This window comes from Exiguobacterium sp. EA-TM-5 (genome assembly GCF_053878415.1).
Genome location: NZ_CM132670.1, coordinates 2,480,926 through 2,497,503, shown reverse-complemented (window position 1 = coordinate 2,497,503; position 16,578 = coordinate 2,480,926). Strand labels below are relative to the sequence as shown.

The window sequence follows — 16,578 nt, the reverse complement described above, 5'->3', positions numbered from 1 at the left end:
TATCATATGTTTACTCAATGGAAAAAAGAGTGGTTCCTGCAACCAAAAGCGGATCTATTGTCCGGTATCGTCGTTGCTTTGGCACTTGTTCCAGAAGCGATTGCGTTTTCACTGATCGCTGGTGTCAATCCGATGGTCGGTTTATACGCTTCGGTCATCATTGCAATCGTCATCTCAATTGCCGGTGGTCGTCCCGGAATGATCTCGGCTGCAACTGGTGCGATGGCACTCGTCGTCGTTCAACTCGTTAAGGATCATGGCGTCGACTATTTACTTGCTGCTGGTATTCTTGCCGGTCTTTTACAAATCACATTTGGCTTTTTAGGGATCGCTAAATTATTGCGATTCATTCCTCGAGCAGTCATGGTTGGATTCGTCAATGCACTGGCAATCCTGATTTTCTCGGCGCAACTCCCTCAATTCGAAGGGCAAAACTGGATCATGTATGCGATGGTTGCTGCATCTCTTGCCATCATCTTGTTATTCCCACGTGTGACGAAAGCCATTCCGGCACCACTCGTTGCGATTACAATCATGACGGTGTTAACGGTCGTCTTTTCACTCGATACACGAGTTATCGGGGATATGGGACAAATCGAAGCGGCTTTACCGAGCTTCTTCTTACCGAATGTTCCATTTTCGATTGAGACATTACAGATCATTTTCCCGTATGCCTTATCCCTTGCTTTTGTTGGATTGATCGAATCATTGCTGACAGCACGAATCGTTGATGAGATGACGGATACGACATCAAACAAAGCGATGGAATCACGCGGTCAAGGGATTGCAAACATCATTGCCGGTATGTTCGGTGGTATGCCAGGTTGTGCGATGATTGGTCAATCCGTCATCAATGTCACTTCCGGTGGTCGTGGTCGATTGTCGACGTTGACAGCAGGTGTTTTCTTGATGCTGTTGATGTTTACGATGAACGATTTACTGATGACGATTCCAATGGGAGCACTCGTTGGTGTCATGTTCTTCGTTTCGTATGCGACGTTCGACTGGGGTTCATTCAAGATGCTCAAGACATCACCAAAGAGTGACTCGGCTATCATGTTAGCGACCGTTCTCGTCACTGTATTGACGAATGATTTATCGATGGGCGTTCTTGTCGGAATCTTACTTGCTGCGTTATTGTTCGCTTCAAAAATTTCTCGTATTCAAGTAGAGCGAGAAGAGCAAACGGAGCGGGTATATTATATGATTCGTGGACCGTTGTTCTTTGCGTCAACGACGGCATTTATGGAACAGTTCCGACTAGAGGCTGATCCATCGTCCTTCATCACACTCGACTTCTCAGCCTGTCATTTATTTGATGACTCAGCCATTGAAGCGATTGAAAACGTCGTGTTGAAATATGAACGACTTGGGAAAAAAGTTGAACTCACTGGATTAAATGAAGAGTCGCAGGCTCTCGTTGATCGACTAGCGCAACGGATTGCGTAACTAGTGTTGTAATTGAAATGAGGTAAAGTTCCTAGACTCAGTTGGGGATTTTACCTCATTTTTCGTTATATATACTATAATAAAGTACGATATATCCAATAAATGTAATAGTGTGATAAGGTTCACGTTAGTAATAATCAAACTCATAATATTTAGGGGAAATGAGGTGTAATAAATGAGAAACTTTCATTTGAATAGGATTATCAACTTGCGCACGATTGAAGCATATTTTTTGAGAGATAGTTATTTAATACCACCTACCTATTGTCTAATACTGATTGACTATCAACGTCCTAGCACAATTGACGATTTCCCCTATTTAAAGAATATTGATGGAATCTCGGAAGACGAATTTGGAAATGATAATTTTATCAAGGCAATTATTATTTCATCGGAGGAGTTCACTCAAGAAACTTATGATGAATTGTGTATAGTGGCGGGTGGTTTTTTAGAGGATAAAGAAGAATGTCGCTGGAATTTTGACATAGAAGTTAATAGTGATTTCAAATATAAAAATAATTTGAATGATATTTTTCCTTTACTCCAAAATGTATTAGAAAAATATAAGTGTCCTATCAACGTTAATCATATTCCTACAGAAAAATTTAACTTCTTATCACAACAATAAAAATGAGAGATGATGTTTTAACATTCAAACTTACTACTCGTTCGATATGAACTATAGGATATCTATATGATCTTCAAATATTGGAATCAACAATAAAATCAAGGGATGATTGAATATCATATATGATTTATGTGCTATCACTGAAAATAACAGTAAAATGATTTGAAGAATGAACATGTGATTAAGAGGATAAGTGCGACGTTCTGTCAGTTTCGTTATACTGAAACAAAAGGGGGCATTTAGGATGAAATGGTTTCGATTTGAGCAAGAAGGAAAAGTAGGTATCGGGGTTGAACAGGATGGGTCTACATATGATGTGACAGCACAAGTTTATACGGATTCGCTACTCGAAGTGATCTCACGTGAGTTCGAAGTCGATCTCGATCTCGATATCGCGCCATTACTAAAAGGGGATGTTCGTAAGCTAGTTCCATATGTTCCGGCACGAAACGTCATTTGTATCGGTAAGAACTATGCTGATCATATTAAAGAGATGGATACGGCGGGAGCAGGTAAATTCGTCTTATTTACAAAAGCCCCGACATCGATCGTCGGCCCGTTCGAACCGATTGAACGGCATGCAGATTTGACGCAACAACTGGATTACGAAGGGGAACTCGCTATCATCATCGGGACGACGGGTCGTGATCTAACACCAGAGAATGCACTTGATCATGTGTTTGGCTACAGTATCGTCAATGACGTGACCGCACGGGACTTACAAAAAGAACACGTCCAGTTCTTCCGTGGCAAATCACTTGATGGGTTCTGTCCATTCGGTCCAGTTATCGTCTCAGCGGATAGCTTTGATCCGAGTGACGTTCTCGTCGAGACACGCGTGAACGGGGAACTCCGTCAGTCGGGATCAACTGCCTTAATGTTGCGTGACGTCGTGACGATTTTGGTTGAAGTGTCACGTGGAATGACGCTAGAATCGGGTGATGTCATCGCGACAGGAACTCCTGCTGGCGTAGGTCATGGGATGAAACCGCCCGTCTATCTACAGATGGGGGATGTTGTTGAAGTATCGATTGCTGGGATCGGTCGCCTACAAAATGAAGTACAGTAAACGTTCATGACTGAATGACGTTATTTTCAATCAACCGCTTTCCGAATTTGATTCGGAGAGCGGTTTTTCTATGGAACAAGTTTGAAAATAAAAAAATGATTGATTTCATTCAATAAAACAGTCATTTTATGACCGTTTTTGATGTATAATGAAACTATAAGAACGGTTTCATGTCGAAAAAAGTCGCTTTTTGAACGTTTTATAAAGAATTTATATAAAATTTGAACGTTTTTGATTGATTTTTAGATGTAAACGCTTTATATTAAAGATGCGGAGGGAAACCTTATGTTAACGAAAAAACGCCATCAACTCATCCTCGAGCTTCTTGCTCGAGAAGAAGTCGTCAAGATGCAAAAAATCGTCGAACAAACCGGTGCCAGTGAATCCACGATTCGTCGTGATTTATCACAACTCGAGACAGCAGGTCATTTGCGTCGAGTGCACGGGGGAGCGACAGCGAACCATTTGCAAATTGAAGAACCGAGTTATTTCGAGAAGAGCGACCAACATGTCGAAGAGAAGGAACGGATCGCGCGAGCGGCTGCTGACCTGATCGAGGATGGCATGTATGTCTATCTGGATGCCGGAACGACGACGCTTGCCATCGTTCCGTATCTCGAAGAGAAGGTGATTACGGTCGTGACGAACAGTCTTCCTCTAGCGAACACGTTACTCTATCACCGTATCCCGACGTTCGTCGTCGGAGGTCAACTCAAGCATTCAACGCAAGCACTCGTCGGTTACAACGCACGTGAAGGAATGTTGATTTACCATTTTGATGTCGCATTCCTTGGGATGAACGGTGTTCATCCGACACAAGGCTTCACGACACCAGATCCGGAAGAGGCACTCGTAAAGAAGACAGCGATCGAATTAGCAAAACAATCGTATGTACTCGTCGATGAGACGAAGCTGGATGCGATCAGCTTCAGTCGGGTGGCGTCCTTGCAAGCGGCGACGATCATCACGACGACATCCAGTGAGCAAGAAGCGAAATACAGTCAATACACAGAGGTGGTGAACGCGAAATGATTTATACACTGACACTCAACCCATCAATCGACTATTATGTCACGTTACCGGTATTTGAGGCAGGACAAGTCAATCGTGTCGAACAGGCGGAAAAAGTGGCCGGAGGGAAAGGAATCAACGTCTCTCTCGTCCTAAAAAACTATGAGGTAGAAACACAAGCACTCGGATTCCTTGGAGGAAGTACCGGACAATTCATCCGGACAGAACTTGAGAAGCGAGGCGTGTTAACCGACTTCACACCAATTCAAGATGAGACGCGAATTAACGTGAAAATTCGTGCCGATCAAGAATCTGAGTTGAATGCAGCGGGACCGAAGATTCAACCGGAAGAGCTAGAGCATTTATTATCCCGATTCAAGACGATGCAAGCCGGTGATATCGTCGTCTTCGCAGGCAGTATCCCAAGCAGTCTACCTCATGATCTCTATCGTCATATCGCGACGATCTTGAACGAGCGGAATGTTCGCTTCGCCGTCGATACGACGAAGGAAGCGATGCTTGAAGTCTTACCACTCGGTCCATTTTTAATTAAGCCGAATCACCATGAACTCGGTGAAATCTTCGACGTCGAGATTACGTCGAAGGAGATGGCCGTTCCGTACGCCCAACAACTTGTTGAACGTGGTGCTGAGAACGTCGTCATCTCATTTGCAGGAGACGGAGCACTGCTCGTTAATCGTCAAGGCGCCTATACAGCAAACACACCGGCAGGAAAGCTCGTCAACTCCGTCGGTGCCGGAGACTCACTCGTCGCCGGATTCGTCGCCAGCCACGCGCTCGGAAAATCACCAGAAGAAGCGTTCCGTTATGCGGTAACAACTGGTAGTGCGTCTGCTTATTCCTTCGGTCTTTGTACGAAGGAAGATATCGATCGTCTCCTCGTAGACGTCAACGTCGTTGAACTCATTCAATCCTAAAAGGAGTGTGACTACTCATGAAAATTACTGATCTCTTGACACGCGATACGATTCAACTCGATTTACAAGCGTCATCTAAAGCCGCTGTCATCGATGAACTCGTCAACGTCCTCGATCGGGCAGGAAAACTGAACGATCGCTCGGCATATAAAGAAGCGATTCTCGCACGGGAAGCGCAAAGTACGACAGGTTTAGGGGAAGGCATTGCCATTCCACACGCAAAAACGGCAGCAGTCAAAACACCAGCGATCGCCTTTGGTCGTTCGGCAGGCGTTGACTACGAAGCACTCGACGGTCAACCAAGTCGTTTGTTCTTTATGATTGCAGCAGGTGAGAACGCTGATAACGCACACCTTGAAACACTTTCGAAACTCTCCGTTTATCTGATGGATATGAACTTCCGCGATACGATTCTTGCGGCTAAAACGAAAGACGAAGTCATCGCAGCAATCGAAGCGAAAGAACGTGAAGAAGAAGGTCCAGTTGACGTCTCGAGCGACAATGTTGATCAAGACGCACCGTATATCCTTGCTGTCACAGCTTGTCCGACAGGAATCGCACACACGTATATGGCAGCTGATGCGCTTCGTCAAAAAGCAGAAGAAATGGGTGTCCGCATCAAAGTCGAGACGAACGGATCGACAGGCGTCAAGAACGGTTTAACACAACAAGACATCAATGATGCAACAGCGATCATCGTCGCAGCGGATAAAGCAGTTGAGATGGATCGTTTCAATGGTAAACACGTCGTTGAAGTACCCGTTGCACAAGGAATTCGTAAACCGCAAGAATTGATCAACCGCGCTGTTAAACAGGACGCACCTGTCTATAAAGCGAGCGGTTCAAGCGAAAGTTCAAAACCAGCTCGTGGTGGATTCTACAAACATTTAATGAGTGGTGTATCCGCGATGTTGCCACTCGTCGTCGCTGGTGGTCTCTTGATCGCGATCAGCTTCTTCTGGGGGATCAACTCAGCGAACCCGAAAGATCCATCGTACAATGAGTTTGCAGCACAATTGATGACGATCGGGAAAGCAGCGTTTGGTCTCTTGATTCCAATCCTCGCTGGATTTATCGCGATGTCGATCGCTGATAAACCAGGTCTTGCTCCTGGTCTGATTGCTGGTTTCCTTGCAAGTAGCGGTAACGCAGGTTTCCTCGGTGGATTGATTGCCGGTTTCCTTGCTGGTTACGTTGTTCTTCTGCTCGTCAAAGTCTTCAAAGGTCTCCCAGCAGCTCTTGAAGGAATCAAACCAGTCTTGCTCTATCCACTGTTTGGTTCATTCATCACAGGGATGATCATGTTGCTCGTCATCAATGAGCCGATCGCGAAGTTCATGACATGGCTCACAGATTCATTGAACGGACTCAGCGGTGGTAACGCGATTCTTCTCGGTATGCTCGTCGCAGGTATGATGGCAATCGACATGGGTGGTCCAATCAACAAAACAGCATATGTTTTCGGTACAGCTGCTCTTACAGCAGGTAACACGGAAGTCATGGCAGCCGTCATGGCAGGTGGGATGGTTCCACCACTCATCGTTGCACTCTCATCTACATTGTTCGCACGTAAAAAATTCACACCGCAAGAACGTGAAGCAGGTATCGCTGCATACGCTATGGGAGCATCGTTCGTCACTGAAGGTGCGATTCCATTCGCTGCAGCCGATCCACTCCGCGTCATTCCGTCAAGCGTCATCGGTTCAGCGATCGCTGGTGCGTTGACAATCGTCTTCGGTGTCTTGCTTCCTGCACCACACGGTGGTATCTTCGTCTTCCCGCTACTTGATGGTCCATCAGGTACGGTCATGGCGATCGTCGGTTATGCTGGCGCGATCCTCATTGGTTCACTTGTTGGTGCAGCAATCCTATCCTTCCTCAAAAAGCCGCTCGTTGACCAATCGGTCGCGAAAGCGGAAATGACAGAAGGAACAGGTACAAAAGCATCATAAGTCGACTAAATCCTCTCCGTTTTCAAACGGAGAGGATTTTTTGTTGAATTTTAACGGCTAACGGTAAAGAATAGAGGGCATACTGAATAAGAAGGAGGGATGGACATGGGTGGACAATCCTTACAAATCGGACCACGGACCATCAAGACAGGTCTTGCGGTCATCTTGGCGCTGTTGATCAGTAATCTGTTCAACCTCAGCCCGATCCTACCTGCGATCTCGGCAGCGACGACACTCCTGCCCTCGGTCTATCAGACATGGAAACAATTTCTCGAGGAGGCAGAAGCCAACTTGATTGGTGCCTTTCTGACATTACTCGCGTTATGGATTTTAGGGGATAACCCGGCCAATCCGCTTGCCATCGGTATCGTCATCATGGCAGCAATCTCGATTTTGCTAGCTTTTGGTTTCGGGCGGACGATTCCACACGTTGTTTTGATGATCATCGTCATTCTCGAAAGTGTCGCGACTGCGACGGAACCACTTTGGCAAGTCGTCTTGATTCGTTACTTGCTCGTCATGCTCGGGATCGGCTGTGCGCTCGGCATCAACGCACTAATCTTCCCGCCACGCTATGGCAATGTCTATTATCAAAAAGCAACGAAACTCTTCGAAAAGCTACTCGTCGTCACACGGGCGATCGCCTTTGAAGGAAAGGTCGTCCCATATCGTGCGGCAATCGATAAGATGGGACGTTCGCTCCTTGAGACACAAAATCTGTTCAACTTACACAAGGAAGAGATCCGAGGAACACGTCAGAAGCACGCCTCGCTCTTACGGAACCTGTTGATCCTCAAACATATGCAATCGTGTCTTGAACGTGGTGTCGCGACAGCAGAACGCTTCAGAGAGCGAGAGAAGGCACTCGACTCAATTGCTGACGATCTTCGAAGTGAATTGTTCTACCACTTGATGCACATCGCCCAGCGCCAAGAGAAGGTCTTGCTGACATATGATCTCTTGTTGACGGAAGAACCGCTCGCGATGGAGGATCTCGTCAAAGAGAACATCGCTTTCGTCAAGCATTCGTTTCTTGACCGAGATGAGCTCGAGGAAGAAGTCATCATGGAAATTCTACCGATCGTCGTCTCGATGAACGAGTGGATCCAAGAACTTGAATCTTTCGAAAAACGGCTCAATGGTGCGCTTCGTCGTCATATCACGTCGCTGACGATCGAGCAAAAATCGGTCCGGGACAAAACATTTAATCGATTTAAACGCAAAAAAGCCATTGACGAAAGTAAAAAGTAAGCGTATAGTCCTCCTTAACGATACTTTACTTGCTAAAAGCATAACAGTATAACAGCATAACAGAACGAAAGATTAAGCGATGATGAAACCGAAGTAAAGACCATCTCCCTGTTTCAGAGAGCACGTGGCGCTGCGAACGTGTACACAGATGGTGTTGAATTACAGTTTCTGAGCTTCTTGCGTAAGCGAGCGGAGCACACCGTTATCCCAATCAAGTGACTCAGTCGATGACTGGGTAATCAGGGTGGTACCGCGGCTTTCGTCGCCCCTGTCGAACAATACGTTCGGCAGGGGCTTTTTTGTTATCTCACATTCATTCAAGGGGGAACTTATATGTCTACACCAATCATTCCAAGTCACTTACGTCCACACGTCGCACCACAGCACTACGAAGATTACACACCAACGGATCATGCCGTTTGGAGATACGTCATGCGACTGAACTTAAATACGTTACAAGATACGGCGCATCCGGCATACCTCGAAGGACTTGCCGCTTCAGGAATCAGCCCGGAACGGATTCCGGACGTGCGCGAGATGACAGCGAACCTAAGCCGTGGTGGCTGGGGAACAGTCGCTGTTGATGGTCTCATTCCCGGCGTCGCGTTCTTTGATTTCCAAGGTCACGGTCTATTGCCAATCGCGACTGATATCCGAAAAGTCGATAACATTCTCTACACACCAGCGCCTGATATCTTGCACGAAGCAGCGGGACACGCGCCGATCTTAATGAATCCGGTCTACGCGGAATTCGTTCGTCGCTTTGGTGAAATCGGGGCACATGCCTTTAACCATAAAGCAGAGCATGACGTCTTCAAAGCACTCAAGAAGTTGACGATCGTCAAAGAGAGTCCTTTCTCGACGCCAGCCGATATCGAGCAAGCTGAAATCGAGCTCGCTGAGACACGGACACATGTCAAAGGCATTTCTGAAGCCAATGAAATCTCACGTCTATTCTGGTGGACGGTTGAATTCGGTCTGATTGGTGACATCGACAATCCGCAAATCTACGGTGCAGGTCTTCTCTCATCAGTCGGTGAAAGTCGCCACTGTTTGACGGACGCTGTCGTCAAACATCCGTTCTCGCTTGAGAAAGCACTTGCGACGAAACATGACGTGACGAGCATGCAAAAAGAGCTCTTCGTCTGTGAATCGTTTGAACAGCTTCGCGATGCACTTGAAGAATTCGCCCAATCGATGTCGTACATCCGCGGTGGTATCCACGGACTGACGAAAGCAGTCGAATCAGGTAACCTGTCGACGCTCGTCTTCGAGAGTGGTCTCTCGCTCGTCGGTGTTCCTGAAACGCAAGAAATTCACGATTCGTTGCACCTTGTCAAACTGACAGGACCGACAGCGCTTGCTGCAAACAGTGAAGTATTAACAGGTCAAGGTCTTGCTGATCATCCCGAAGGCTTTACACTCCTTCATGGCAAGGAATTAAATGAAGTATTGATGCAAGTCAAAGTCGGTGAGCGTCTGGACTGGACGGAAGGCAATGTCCAAGTTACAGGTGATATCACGGCGATTCAAAACGTCAATGGTCACCGCGCACTCGTCATCTTAGAGACAGCGACACTAACGAACGATGGAAAAACGATGACGATGGATCGGATGGAATTGATTGTCGGCGACATCACGTCAGCGTTCCCAGGAACAGAAGTCGAAGCGCTAAAGCCGATTCCGGAAACAGTCGAGTTCGAACGGATCGAACGTCCGTTGACAGCTGCTGATCCAATCTTCGAAGTCGTCCGCGAGATTCGCGAAGGACGTGCTGGTCGCGAACGATTGCCACAACTCATCGATCAGACACTCGTCCAGTTACCAGATGCTTGGTTGCTTCGTCTCGAATTACTCGAGTTAGCGGACGAAGTCGATCAACCGCGTCTCATCGCTGATCTCGAGCGTTTAAAAGCAACATCTGAGCAACGAGATGAATTGATTACACGCGGGATGGCTTTACTCGACGTCGTTCATCAATGAGTCGAACTCCGGTTCTGAACCTGTTAGAATGGAGACATTCGGTAAAAGGGGATGATCGGTTATGACAAATTATTATCAAGACGTAAAGGAATTCCACCGTGTGTTTTCACACCCTGGTGCAACGACGCCAACACCTATGACAGTCGATCGTGGGATCAAACGCTCGACTTGGACGGCGGAAGAAGCGGTCGTTGAGTTCCTGCATCAATCGGCGACGAATGAAGCAGAATTTCTCGAAGCGATCGAGCGTTTCAAGTCAGGGCTTGATACAGCGGTCGAAAAATCGCTTCAGATGAAACAACCCGAAACAGACATTGAACGGCTCGTCGGACAAGGCGATGCCTTGACGGACGCTCTCTATTTCATCATGGGAAGTTTTGTTGAAATCGGACTTGATCCGGCTCCATTGTTCGAAATCGTGCAGCGTGCCAACATGGCGAAGCTTGGACCGGACGGCAAACCGATCTTCCGGGAATCAGACCAAAAAGTCATGAAACCGGAAGGCTGGCAACCACCGGAACCGCAACTTGAAGCAGAAGTGCGTCGGCAAATTGCTACGGCTTCGAGTACGTCGAAAGCTTAATTCAAAACAACAAAAAAGGGATGATTGGTATACATACCGGTCATCCCTTTTTTTATTTATTCACTTTTTACTTGATAACGCGATAAATCGAGTTGGCGATCATTTAGGAACTCGATCCCTTCTGCTTCAAGCGCAAGTCGTTGTTCGTCACCTTCAAGCGACAGTTTGCCACCAGCAGCAAGGACACGGTGCCATGGTAGACGTTCCGTCTTACTCATGCTGTGGAGAATCCGTGCGACTTGTCGTGCACTCTGTGGATGCCCGGCGAGCCGAGCGACTTGCCCGTAAGTCATGACGCGACCAGCTGGAATCGAGCGAATGATTGTTAGGACATCTTGCGTGAACGGGTTCATGACTCCTCAGAAGCAACGATGTATTGTTGAATTTTATCGTCTTCATCAAAACCAATTGTCACGTCGATGATGCCTTGTTGCAATCGAATCTGGAGTTCGAGACGATCTTTGATGTCGTCTGCTTGCGCAATCGTCAACGCCGGATCGACTTCAATTTCGACTTCGACGTGGAAATGGTCGCCTTCCTTGATAACTTCGAGCTTACTAATATCTTTGACGTCAGGATCTTTCATGATCAGTCCGCCGAGGCGAGCAGCCATTGTCTCATCGGCTTCACCAAGCGCACCGGCTGCGTTTTGCAAAAAGACGTTCCCGACGACATAAAACATCATCAGTCCGATTAGAATCGAAGCGATTCCTTCTGCCTGATGGAACGGTGTTACATGCGAGATAATAACGGCGATCATCGCGACGACTCCACCAGCGGTTGCGACTAAGTCTTCGAGGAACACAAGACGTGTGGCGGGTTTTGCTTGTTTGAGTGAACGAAAGCTATCAAGAATGAGACGTGGTCCTTTTGAATCCAGTTTTGCATCATGTGCAATTTCCTGCATCGCTTTAACAAATACACCACTCTCTAAAACGACACCAACGAACAAGACAGATAGCGTGATCCAAAAACCTGTCGATTCTGTCGGTTCGATAATGTGGGCAATGCCCTCATGAATCGTTTCATAAGCCATGATGCCGACGAAAAGAATCGCACCGAGCAACACGAGATTGACGAGACGACCGAAGCCGTTCGGGAATCGTTTTGTGGGTGCCTTTTTACTAAGGGCAGAGCCGATGAAGACGAAAAATTGGTTGGCAGCGTCACCGAGCGTATGCATCATCTCAGCGAACATCGCAACATTTCCCGTCAAGACATAAGCGATTGCCTTAATGATGGCGATGACGGAGTTGACGATCCCTGCCGTCAAAGCCGACCGGTTACCCCGGCGTAATAACGTAATGAATTCTCCCATGATTGTACTCCTTTTAGTTAAGTCACGTATTAGTTCACTTTATTATGTTACATCATTTTGAGAAAAACGACTATCTTCGCACAAAAAAAACCCACGCTAGTCGCGTGGGCTTCACTTGTTAAGACAAGTCGACTGTTTTGTTAATTTCGTTCTCATCATCTTTACCGACGACTTTTTTCAATACTTGTTTAACGGACTTCGTCGTGTTTCCTGTTTCCCAGTACTCCGCTGCTTCCGTGTTGACCTTGATCAAGACGACTTTCGGATCTTCATAGGTCGTTCCGAGATAAGCTTCATAGCGTGGGCTCCAGAGCTCTTTCTTCCGTTCGATGTCTTCAACGAGTTCCGCTGTTCCGCGGATCGAGACGTATGATTTATCGACATAAGATACGTTGACACTTGGGTTTTTAAGTAGTTCTTGATATTTGTCTGTTTCTTTTGAAGTGAGGAACCAGAGGTCGCCATCAAATTCGATATCTTGTGTTTGCATCGGACGGGATACGAGTCCCTCTGCTGAAATCGTTGTCAGCATGGCTGTTTCGATTTTATCAATCAGTTTCTTGACCGTTTCGACTGCTTCTTGATTCGTAGTATGCGTTGACATGTAGCTCCACCTCATTCGTTAGATTTTTATGCTCACTTAGGCAATGTTCCCTGAATTTCAAAATGAAAACGTCCTCACGACCGAAAGAAGCAGTTTCGTTGCACGGTACAACGAGGAGGCGTACAGTGTAGGTACGCATTCGAAAGAAAAAGGAGAGACATACATGAAACTTAGTATTTTAGACCAATCCCCGGTCTCTAAAGGACAATCCCCATCTGATGCCTTACACGAAACGGTCGAGCTCGCGAAAATCGCGGACGAACTTGGCTACCATCGCCTGTGGGTATCCGAGCACCACTTTGCGAAAACACTAGCGGGTTCAAGCCCGGAAGTCTTGATCGCTTATATGGCAGCTGTGACGAAACAGATTCGTCTCGGTTCAGGTGGTGTCATGTTACCCCATTACAGTGCTTATAAAGTTGCAGAGAACTTCCGTGTTCTTGAAGGACTTGCACCAAACCGGATCGACCTTGGACTCGGTCGAGCACCGGGCGGTATGCCGCTTGCGACACGTGCGTTACAGGAAGGATCGTCGCCACGTTTTGGTGGAGCCGATTACGGTGAACAACTCGATGATCTCGTCGATTACTTGAAAGACGGAGCACCTGCCGGACACCGGTTCGCGGGACTCGTTGCAACACCAGAAGTCGATACGACTCCAGAAGGCTGGTTGCTCGGATCAAGTGGTGGGAGTGCCTTGAACGCAGCGCAACGCGGATTCGGATTTGCATTTGCTCACTTCATCAATGGACAAGGTGGTCAAGAAGTGATGGATTACTACCGTCATAACTTCATGGCAACGTCGTTCAATGAGACACCACAAACGCTTGTTTCGATCTTCGTGACGTGTGCTGAAACGACGGAAGAATCAGAACGTCTAGCGTCAAGCCTGGACCTGTCACTGCTCTTACTTGAAAAAGGCGTCTCGTCAACAGGAACGCCAACTCCTGAAGAGGCAGCAGCTTATCCGTATACGTTCCAAGATCAGTTCCGGATTGCTGAAAACCGGAAGCGGATGATCGTTGGTAACCCGGAATCCGTTGCAAAACAATTGCAAGAGCTTGCCGATTCATATGGAACGGACGAAGTGATGATCGCTTCGATGATCGCTGACAAAGAAGCAAAACAACAATCATTGAAATTCATCATGGACGCTGTCAAAGCGACGGTCTGATTATACGCACGTCCTTTCTCACGAAGTGAGGGAGGACGTGTTTTTTGCGTCTGCTACAGGAATGTTCTCGGATAAGATGTCGTTACGCAGTCGGAGGAAGCCGAATAACGCTGCACCGAATAAGCCAACCGTACCGACTCCAAGTAGCACGATGATAGACACATGATCACTGAGTAAACCAAACAATAGGGTACCGATTGGCATCATCGCCATGGCGACCGATTCTAGAACACCGATGACACGTCCGAGGTAAGCCGGATCGGTCTGTTTTTGAACGATGAGCTGTAGTGGAATGTTCATGCGTAAGACGAGCATGCCGTCGATGAACAATAGAACCATGAAAAAAGGCAGTAGTAGAGTAGATGGAACGTAGCCGAGTAGAGCAAGTGCAGGAAGTGCGTAACATGAGGCGATTAAAAAGAGCGACTCGAATATTGTTCGTAATGGACGTTTCACCGTAAAGCGAGGTAAGGCAAGAAGCAACGAAGCGACAAGAAGACCGGCACCCAGTGCAGACTCGACCAGTCCAAACCGAAATGGCGTGAATTGCAGTCGATCGAGCAAAATGATCGGTAACAAGATTTCGAAAGCGACAAAAAAGAAGTTTAGGACGATCGCCATCAGGACGAGTATCGTCAATACCGGTTGACGGAATAGATAGCGGTAGCCTTCTTTAAACTCCGTGACAAAAGACGGAGTATCGGTAGTAGCTAGAGGAGAAGTATCCACTGCAAGAAAGCGGAGGCGGCTATTCCACCAGGCAGCAGAGGCAAACAGAAGAAACGGTAAAACCAAGAATTGCGTGATCGAGACAGAGGCGATGAGCAATCCCGCAACGAGTGGAGCGGTAATCGTTGAGGTCGATTGAATCGTCGAGAAGAGGGCATTCCCACGTTGTAACTCCTTTTCTTGTACGAGTCGCGGTAACGAGCTTGATAAGGTGACCGACAAGAACGTCGACAGGCTCGTCAAGAGCACACTAGCAAAGATGTAATGGACGGTATGTAGCGGAGCTTGTAGCGAATAAAGCAAGAGTCCAAATAAAACGAGTGCACTTAGACTTTCGGTCGTGACGATGATGCGTTTCCGGTTCCAGCGATCAGCAAGCACACCAGCAATCGGTGAGAGCAAAATCCGTGGTACGGATCCTGCGAGTAACACGAGCGCGAACTGAAAACCAGACGACGTTTCCCGTAAGACGGTCAGTCCGGCAACGAACGTAAAGAGACTAGCCGCAAACAACGAACAAAATTTTCCGAATAAGACACGTTTCAAATTAAATGACATCATGTTCACTCCTTCAGAGTTAAATTTTATTGAACTTTAGTGTAGAATAAAGGAGTGGAAGAAAAATGTAAAGAAAAAGTTCAATTTAATTTAACTTTTGTGATAAAAGGAGTGACCAGTGTGTTAGGGGAACGTATCAAACAGATCCGAAAACAGAAAAAAATGACACAAACGGACGTTGCGACCGGCATCATCACGAAGTCAATGCTCAGTATGGTCGAGAATGGGAAAGCGACCCCGTCTTTACCAGCATTACAAGCGATTGCTCGACGATTACAGGTGACAGTTGAAGAATTAATGCTCGATCCGCGGGATGTTCAGATGCGGGAACTCATTGAAATGATTCGTTCGCGTGATACTCCGTATCATTCGGACGAAAAAGTTCAGGAAATCCTACGACCGTATTTAGTTCCAGAGACAAATTCCTACTGGCAAGGACAGGTCTTTCATGAATATGGCGATGCCCTCCGAATGTCTGACCCGGAGCTTGGTTTGACGTATTTCGAGAAGGCAGAGCGAGTATTTCAACAGCTCGGTCGTTCAGATGAACAATTACTTGCCCAAATCGCAAAAGTCTACTTTTTATTTAATTTAAAACGAACAAAGGAAGGCTATGAACTGATTGAAATCATGGACGTCCCACGTGAGATTCCTCTTGCGCCGAAAACCTATTTAAAATTTCAAATCCTTCGTGCCCTACGAGCAAGTTTGTTCGATGATCACTACGCAGAAGCAATTGCGTTATTGCGTGAAGGTGTTCAATACATGCAGGAACAAGATGTTTACTATCACGTCATTTCGTTTCAACGTTTTCTCGGTCTATTCTTGTATCTAGAAGGAGAGGTCGAACAATCACGGCGAGAGTTTGATCGCCTGGAACAATTTTTTGCATTTAGTGGAACGAATGGCGTTGGACGCATCGAAGTCGATCTGACAAAAGGACTCATCGCGATTTTTGAAAACGATACGAAAGGAATGCAAATGGCGTGGGAAAATCTCGTCGTTGTCGCGATCGATGACGCGAAGCATTACATCGGACAACTGGAAGTCCATCTCCTTATGAACGGTATCGAATTACCAAATCAGACGCTTCAGCAGAGTATTGAGAAGATATGGGAGATGCAAGATGCGTGGCTTGCAGCAAGTGGGTTTGACCAAGCGATGATGTTGCGGACACTCGTCTTAGCGATGAAACGAGGCGTTGGTAAGGAACGTTTGGAGGACGTGCAGCGATTGAAGGATGAACTTCAAAGTGAACGTCTAAAAGGTGATCTCGAGCAGGAGATACAAGCGTTGGTTAATGTTCAATAACGAAAAAACAAGCATGAAGC

The 16,578-nt window shown here is 46.8% G+C and carries 15 protein-coding genes and 1 other annotated feature; of the genes, 11 read left to right on the top strand and 4 right to left on the bottom strand.

All coding sequences use genetic code 11. The features are described 5' to 3' along the window. Nucleotides 1-6: 6 nt before the first annotated feature. The 9 genes from ACV3PA_RS13210 to ACV3PA_RS13170 all read left to right on the top strand — a co-directional run bounded on the left by ACV3PA_RS13210 (nucleotide 7) and on the right by ACV3PA_RS13170 (nucleotide 10,864). The gene (locus ACV3PA_RS13210; RefSeq protein WP_053452927.1) at nucleotides 7-1,449 is read left to right on the top strand and encodes a SulP family inorganic anion transporter; all 1,443 of its coding nucleotides are present in this window, start codon (nucleotides 7-9) and stop codon (nucleotides 1,447-1,449) included. Between the two features lie 208 nt (nucleotides 1,450-1,657). Beyond that, nucleotides 1,658-2,077, top strand: a complete 420-nt coding sequence (locus ACV3PA_RS13205; protein WP_152910960.1) for a hypothetical protein — start codon at nucleotides 1,658-1,660, stop codon at nucleotides 2,075-2,077. Between the two features lie 244 nt (nucleotides 2,078-2,321). Next, nucleotides 2,322-3,146, top strand: a complete 825-nt coding sequence (locus ACV3PA_RS13200; RefSeq protein ID WP_456125043.1) for a fumarylacetoacetate hydrolase family protein — start codon at nucleotides 2,322-2,324, stop codon at nucleotides 3,144-3,146. Nucleotides 3,147-3,431: 285 nt separating this feature from the next. Beyond that, nucleotides 3,432-4,178: a DeoR/GlpR family DNA-binding transcription regulator gene (locus ACV3PA_RS13195; RefSeq protein WP_053452930.1), complete on the top strand. Its 747-nt coding sequence runs from the start codon at nucleotides 3,432-3,434 to the stop codon at nucleotides 4,176-4,178. Further along, on the top strand, nucleotides 4,175-5,095 hold the full coding sequence (gene pfkB / locus ACV3PA_RS13190; protein ID WP_035408794.1) for a 1-phosphofructokinase: 921 nt from the start codon (nucleotides 4,175-4,177) through the stop codon (nucleotides 5,093-5,095). The genes ACV3PA_RS13195 and pfkB overlap by 4 nt, the downstream gene beginning before the upstream one ends. Nucleotides 5,096-5,112: 17 nt before the next feature. Continuing rightward, nucleotides 5,113-7,047: a PTS fructose transporter subunit IIABC gene (locus ACV3PA_RS13185; protein ID WP_053452931.1), complete on the top strand. Its 1,935-nt coding sequence runs from the start codon at nucleotides 5,113-5,115 to the stop codon at nucleotides 7,045-7,047. 105 nt (nucleotides 7,048-7,152) lie between these two features. Next, nucleotides 7,153-8,298, top strand: a complete 1,146-nt coding sequence (locus ACV3PA_RS13180) for an FUSC family protein (RefSeq protein WP_053452932.1) — start codon at nucleotides 7,153-7,155, stop codon at nucleotides 8,296-8,298. A gap of 70 nt (nucleotides 8,299-8,368) precedes the next feature. Next, nucleotides 8,369-8,571, top strand: a binding site (T-box leader). 60 nt (nucleotides 8,572-8,631) lie between these two features. Beyond that, the gene (locus tag ACV3PA_RS13175; RefSeq protein WP_456125042.1) at nucleotides 8,632-10,281 is read left to right on the top strand and encodes an aromatic amino acid hydroxylase; all 1,650 of its coding nucleotides are present in this window, start codon (nucleotides 8,632-8,634) and stop codon (nucleotides 10,279-10,281) included. 61 nt (nucleotides 10,282-10,342) lie between these two features. Beyond that, the gene (locus ACV3PA_RS13170; RefSeq protein ID WP_456125041.1) at nucleotides 10,343-10,864 is read left to right on the top strand and encodes a pyrophosphohydrolase domain-containing protein; all 522 of its coding nucleotides are present in this window, start codon (nucleotides 10,343-10,345) and stop codon (nucleotides 10,862-10,864) included. Nucleotides 10,865-10,920: 56 nt separating this feature from the next. Here ACV3PA_RS13170 and ACV3PA_RS13165 read toward each other — a convergent pair whose 3' ends face one another. The 3 genes from ACV3PA_RS13165 to ACV3PA_RS13155 all read right to left on the bottom strand — a co-directional run bounded on the left by ACV3PA_RS13165 (nucleotide 10,921) and on the right by ACV3PA_RS13155 (nucleotide 12,786). Beyond that, on the bottom strand, nucleotides 10,921-11,217 hold the full coding sequence (locus ACV3PA_RS13165; RefSeq protein ID WP_456125040.1) for an MGMT family protein: 297 nt from the start codon (nucleotides 11,215-11,217) through the stop codon (nucleotides 10,921-10,923). Continuing rightward, nucleotides 11,214-12,182 (bottom strand): cation diffusion facilitator family transporter, encoded by a 969-nt coding sequence (locus ACV3PA_RS13160; RefSeq protein ID WP_456125039.1) that lies wholly within the window; start codon nucleotides 12,180-12,182, stop codon nucleotides 11,214-11,216. Before ACV3PA_RS13160 ends, ACV3PA_RS13165 begins: the two co-directional genes overlap by 4 nt. Nucleotides 12,183-12,300: 118 nt before the next feature. Beyond that, complete coding sequence (locus tag ACV3PA_RS13155) at nucleotides 12,301-12,786, bottom strand: pyridoxamine 5'-phosphate oxidase family protein (protein ID WP_053452937.1); 486 nt, start codon at nucleotides 12,784-12,786, stop codon at nucleotides 12,301-12,303. A 163-nt stretch (nucleotides 12,787-12,949) separates the two neighbouring features. On the opposite strand from ACV3PA_RS13155, the gene ACV3PA_RS13150 reads away from it, so the two are divergent. Then, entirely contained in the window at nucleotides 12,950-13,960 is a 1,011-nt protein-coding gene (locus tag ACV3PA_RS13150) for an LLM class flavin-dependent oxidoreductase (protein WP_456125038.1), read from the top strand. A gap of 18 nt (nucleotides 13,961-13,978) precedes the next feature. Here the strand turns inward: ACV3PA_RS13150 and ACV3PA_RS13145 are convergent, their stop codons facing one another. After that, the gene (locus tag ACV3PA_RS13145) at nucleotides 13,979-15,250 is read right to left on the bottom strand and encodes an MFS transporter (RefSeq protein WP_456125037.1); all 1,272 of its coding nucleotides are present in this window, start codon (nucleotides 15,248-15,250) and stop codon (nucleotides 13,979-13,981) included. A gap of 117 nt (nucleotides 15,251-15,367) precedes the next feature. Between ACV3PA_RS13145 and ACV3PA_RS13140 the strand changes: the two genes are divergently transcribed. Beyond that, complete coding sequence (locus tag ACV3PA_RS13140; RefSeq protein ID WP_456125036.1) at nucleotides 15,368-16,558, top strand: helix-turn-helix domain-containing protein; 1,191 nt, start codon at nucleotides 15,368-15,370, stop codon at nucleotides 16,556-16,558. The last annotated feature ends 20 nt before the right edge of the window (nucleotides 16,559-16,578 follow it).

Bases quoted from the DNA above. Each gene is read 5' to 3' on its own strand.
- ACV3PA_RS13210 (WP_053452927.1), top strand. From the start codon at position 7: ATGTTTACTCAATGGAAAAAAGAGTGGTTCCTGCAACCAAAAGCGGAT.
- ACV3PA_RS13200 (WP_456125043.1), top strand. From the start codon at position 2,322: ATGAAATGGTTTCGATTTGAGCAAGAAGGAAAAGTAGGTATCGGGGTT.
- ACV3PA_RS13195 (WP_053452930.1), top strand. From the start codon at position 3,432: ATGTTAACGAAAAAACGCCATCAACTCATCCTCGAGCTTCTTGCTCGA.
- pfkB (WP_035408794.1), top strand. From the start codon at position 4,175: ATGATTTATACACTGACACTCAACCCATCAATCGACTATTATGTCACG.
- ACV3PA_RS13185 (WP_053452931.1), top strand. From the start codon at position 5,113: ATGAAAATTACTGATCTCTTGACACGCGATACGATTCAACTCGATTTA.
- ACV3PA_RS13180 (WP_053452932.1), top strand. From the start codon at position 7,153: ATGGGTGGACAATCCTTACAAATCGGACCACGGACCATCAAGACAGGT.
- ACV3PA_RS13175 (WP_456125042.1), top strand. From the start codon at position 8,632: ATGTCTACACCAATCATTCCAAGTCACTTACGTCCACACGTCGCACCA.
- ACV3PA_RS13170 (WP_456125041.1), top strand. From the start codon at position 10,343: ATGACAAATTATTATCAAGACGTAAAGGAATTCCACCGTGTGTTTTCA.
- ACV3PA_RS13165 (WP_456125040.1), bottom strand. From the start codon at position 11,217: ATGAACCCGTTCACGCAAGATGTCCTAACAATCATTCGCTCGATTCCA.
- ACV3PA_RS13160 (WP_456125039.1), bottom strand. From the start codon at position 12,182: ATGGGAGAATTCATTACGTTATTACGCCGGGGTAACCGGTCGGCTTTG.
- ACV3PA_RS13155 (WP_053452937.1), bottom strand. From the start codon at position 12,786: ATGTCAACGCATACTACGAATCAAGAAGCAGTCGAAACGGTCAAGAAA.
- ACV3PA_RS13150 (WP_456125038.1), top strand. From the start codon at position 12,950: ATGAAACTTAGTATTTTAGACCAATCCCCGGTCTCTAAAGGACAATCC.
- ACV3PA_RS13145 (WP_456125037.1), bottom strand. From the start codon at position 15,250: ATGATGTCATTTAATTTGAAACGTGTCTTATTCGGAAAATTTTGTTCG.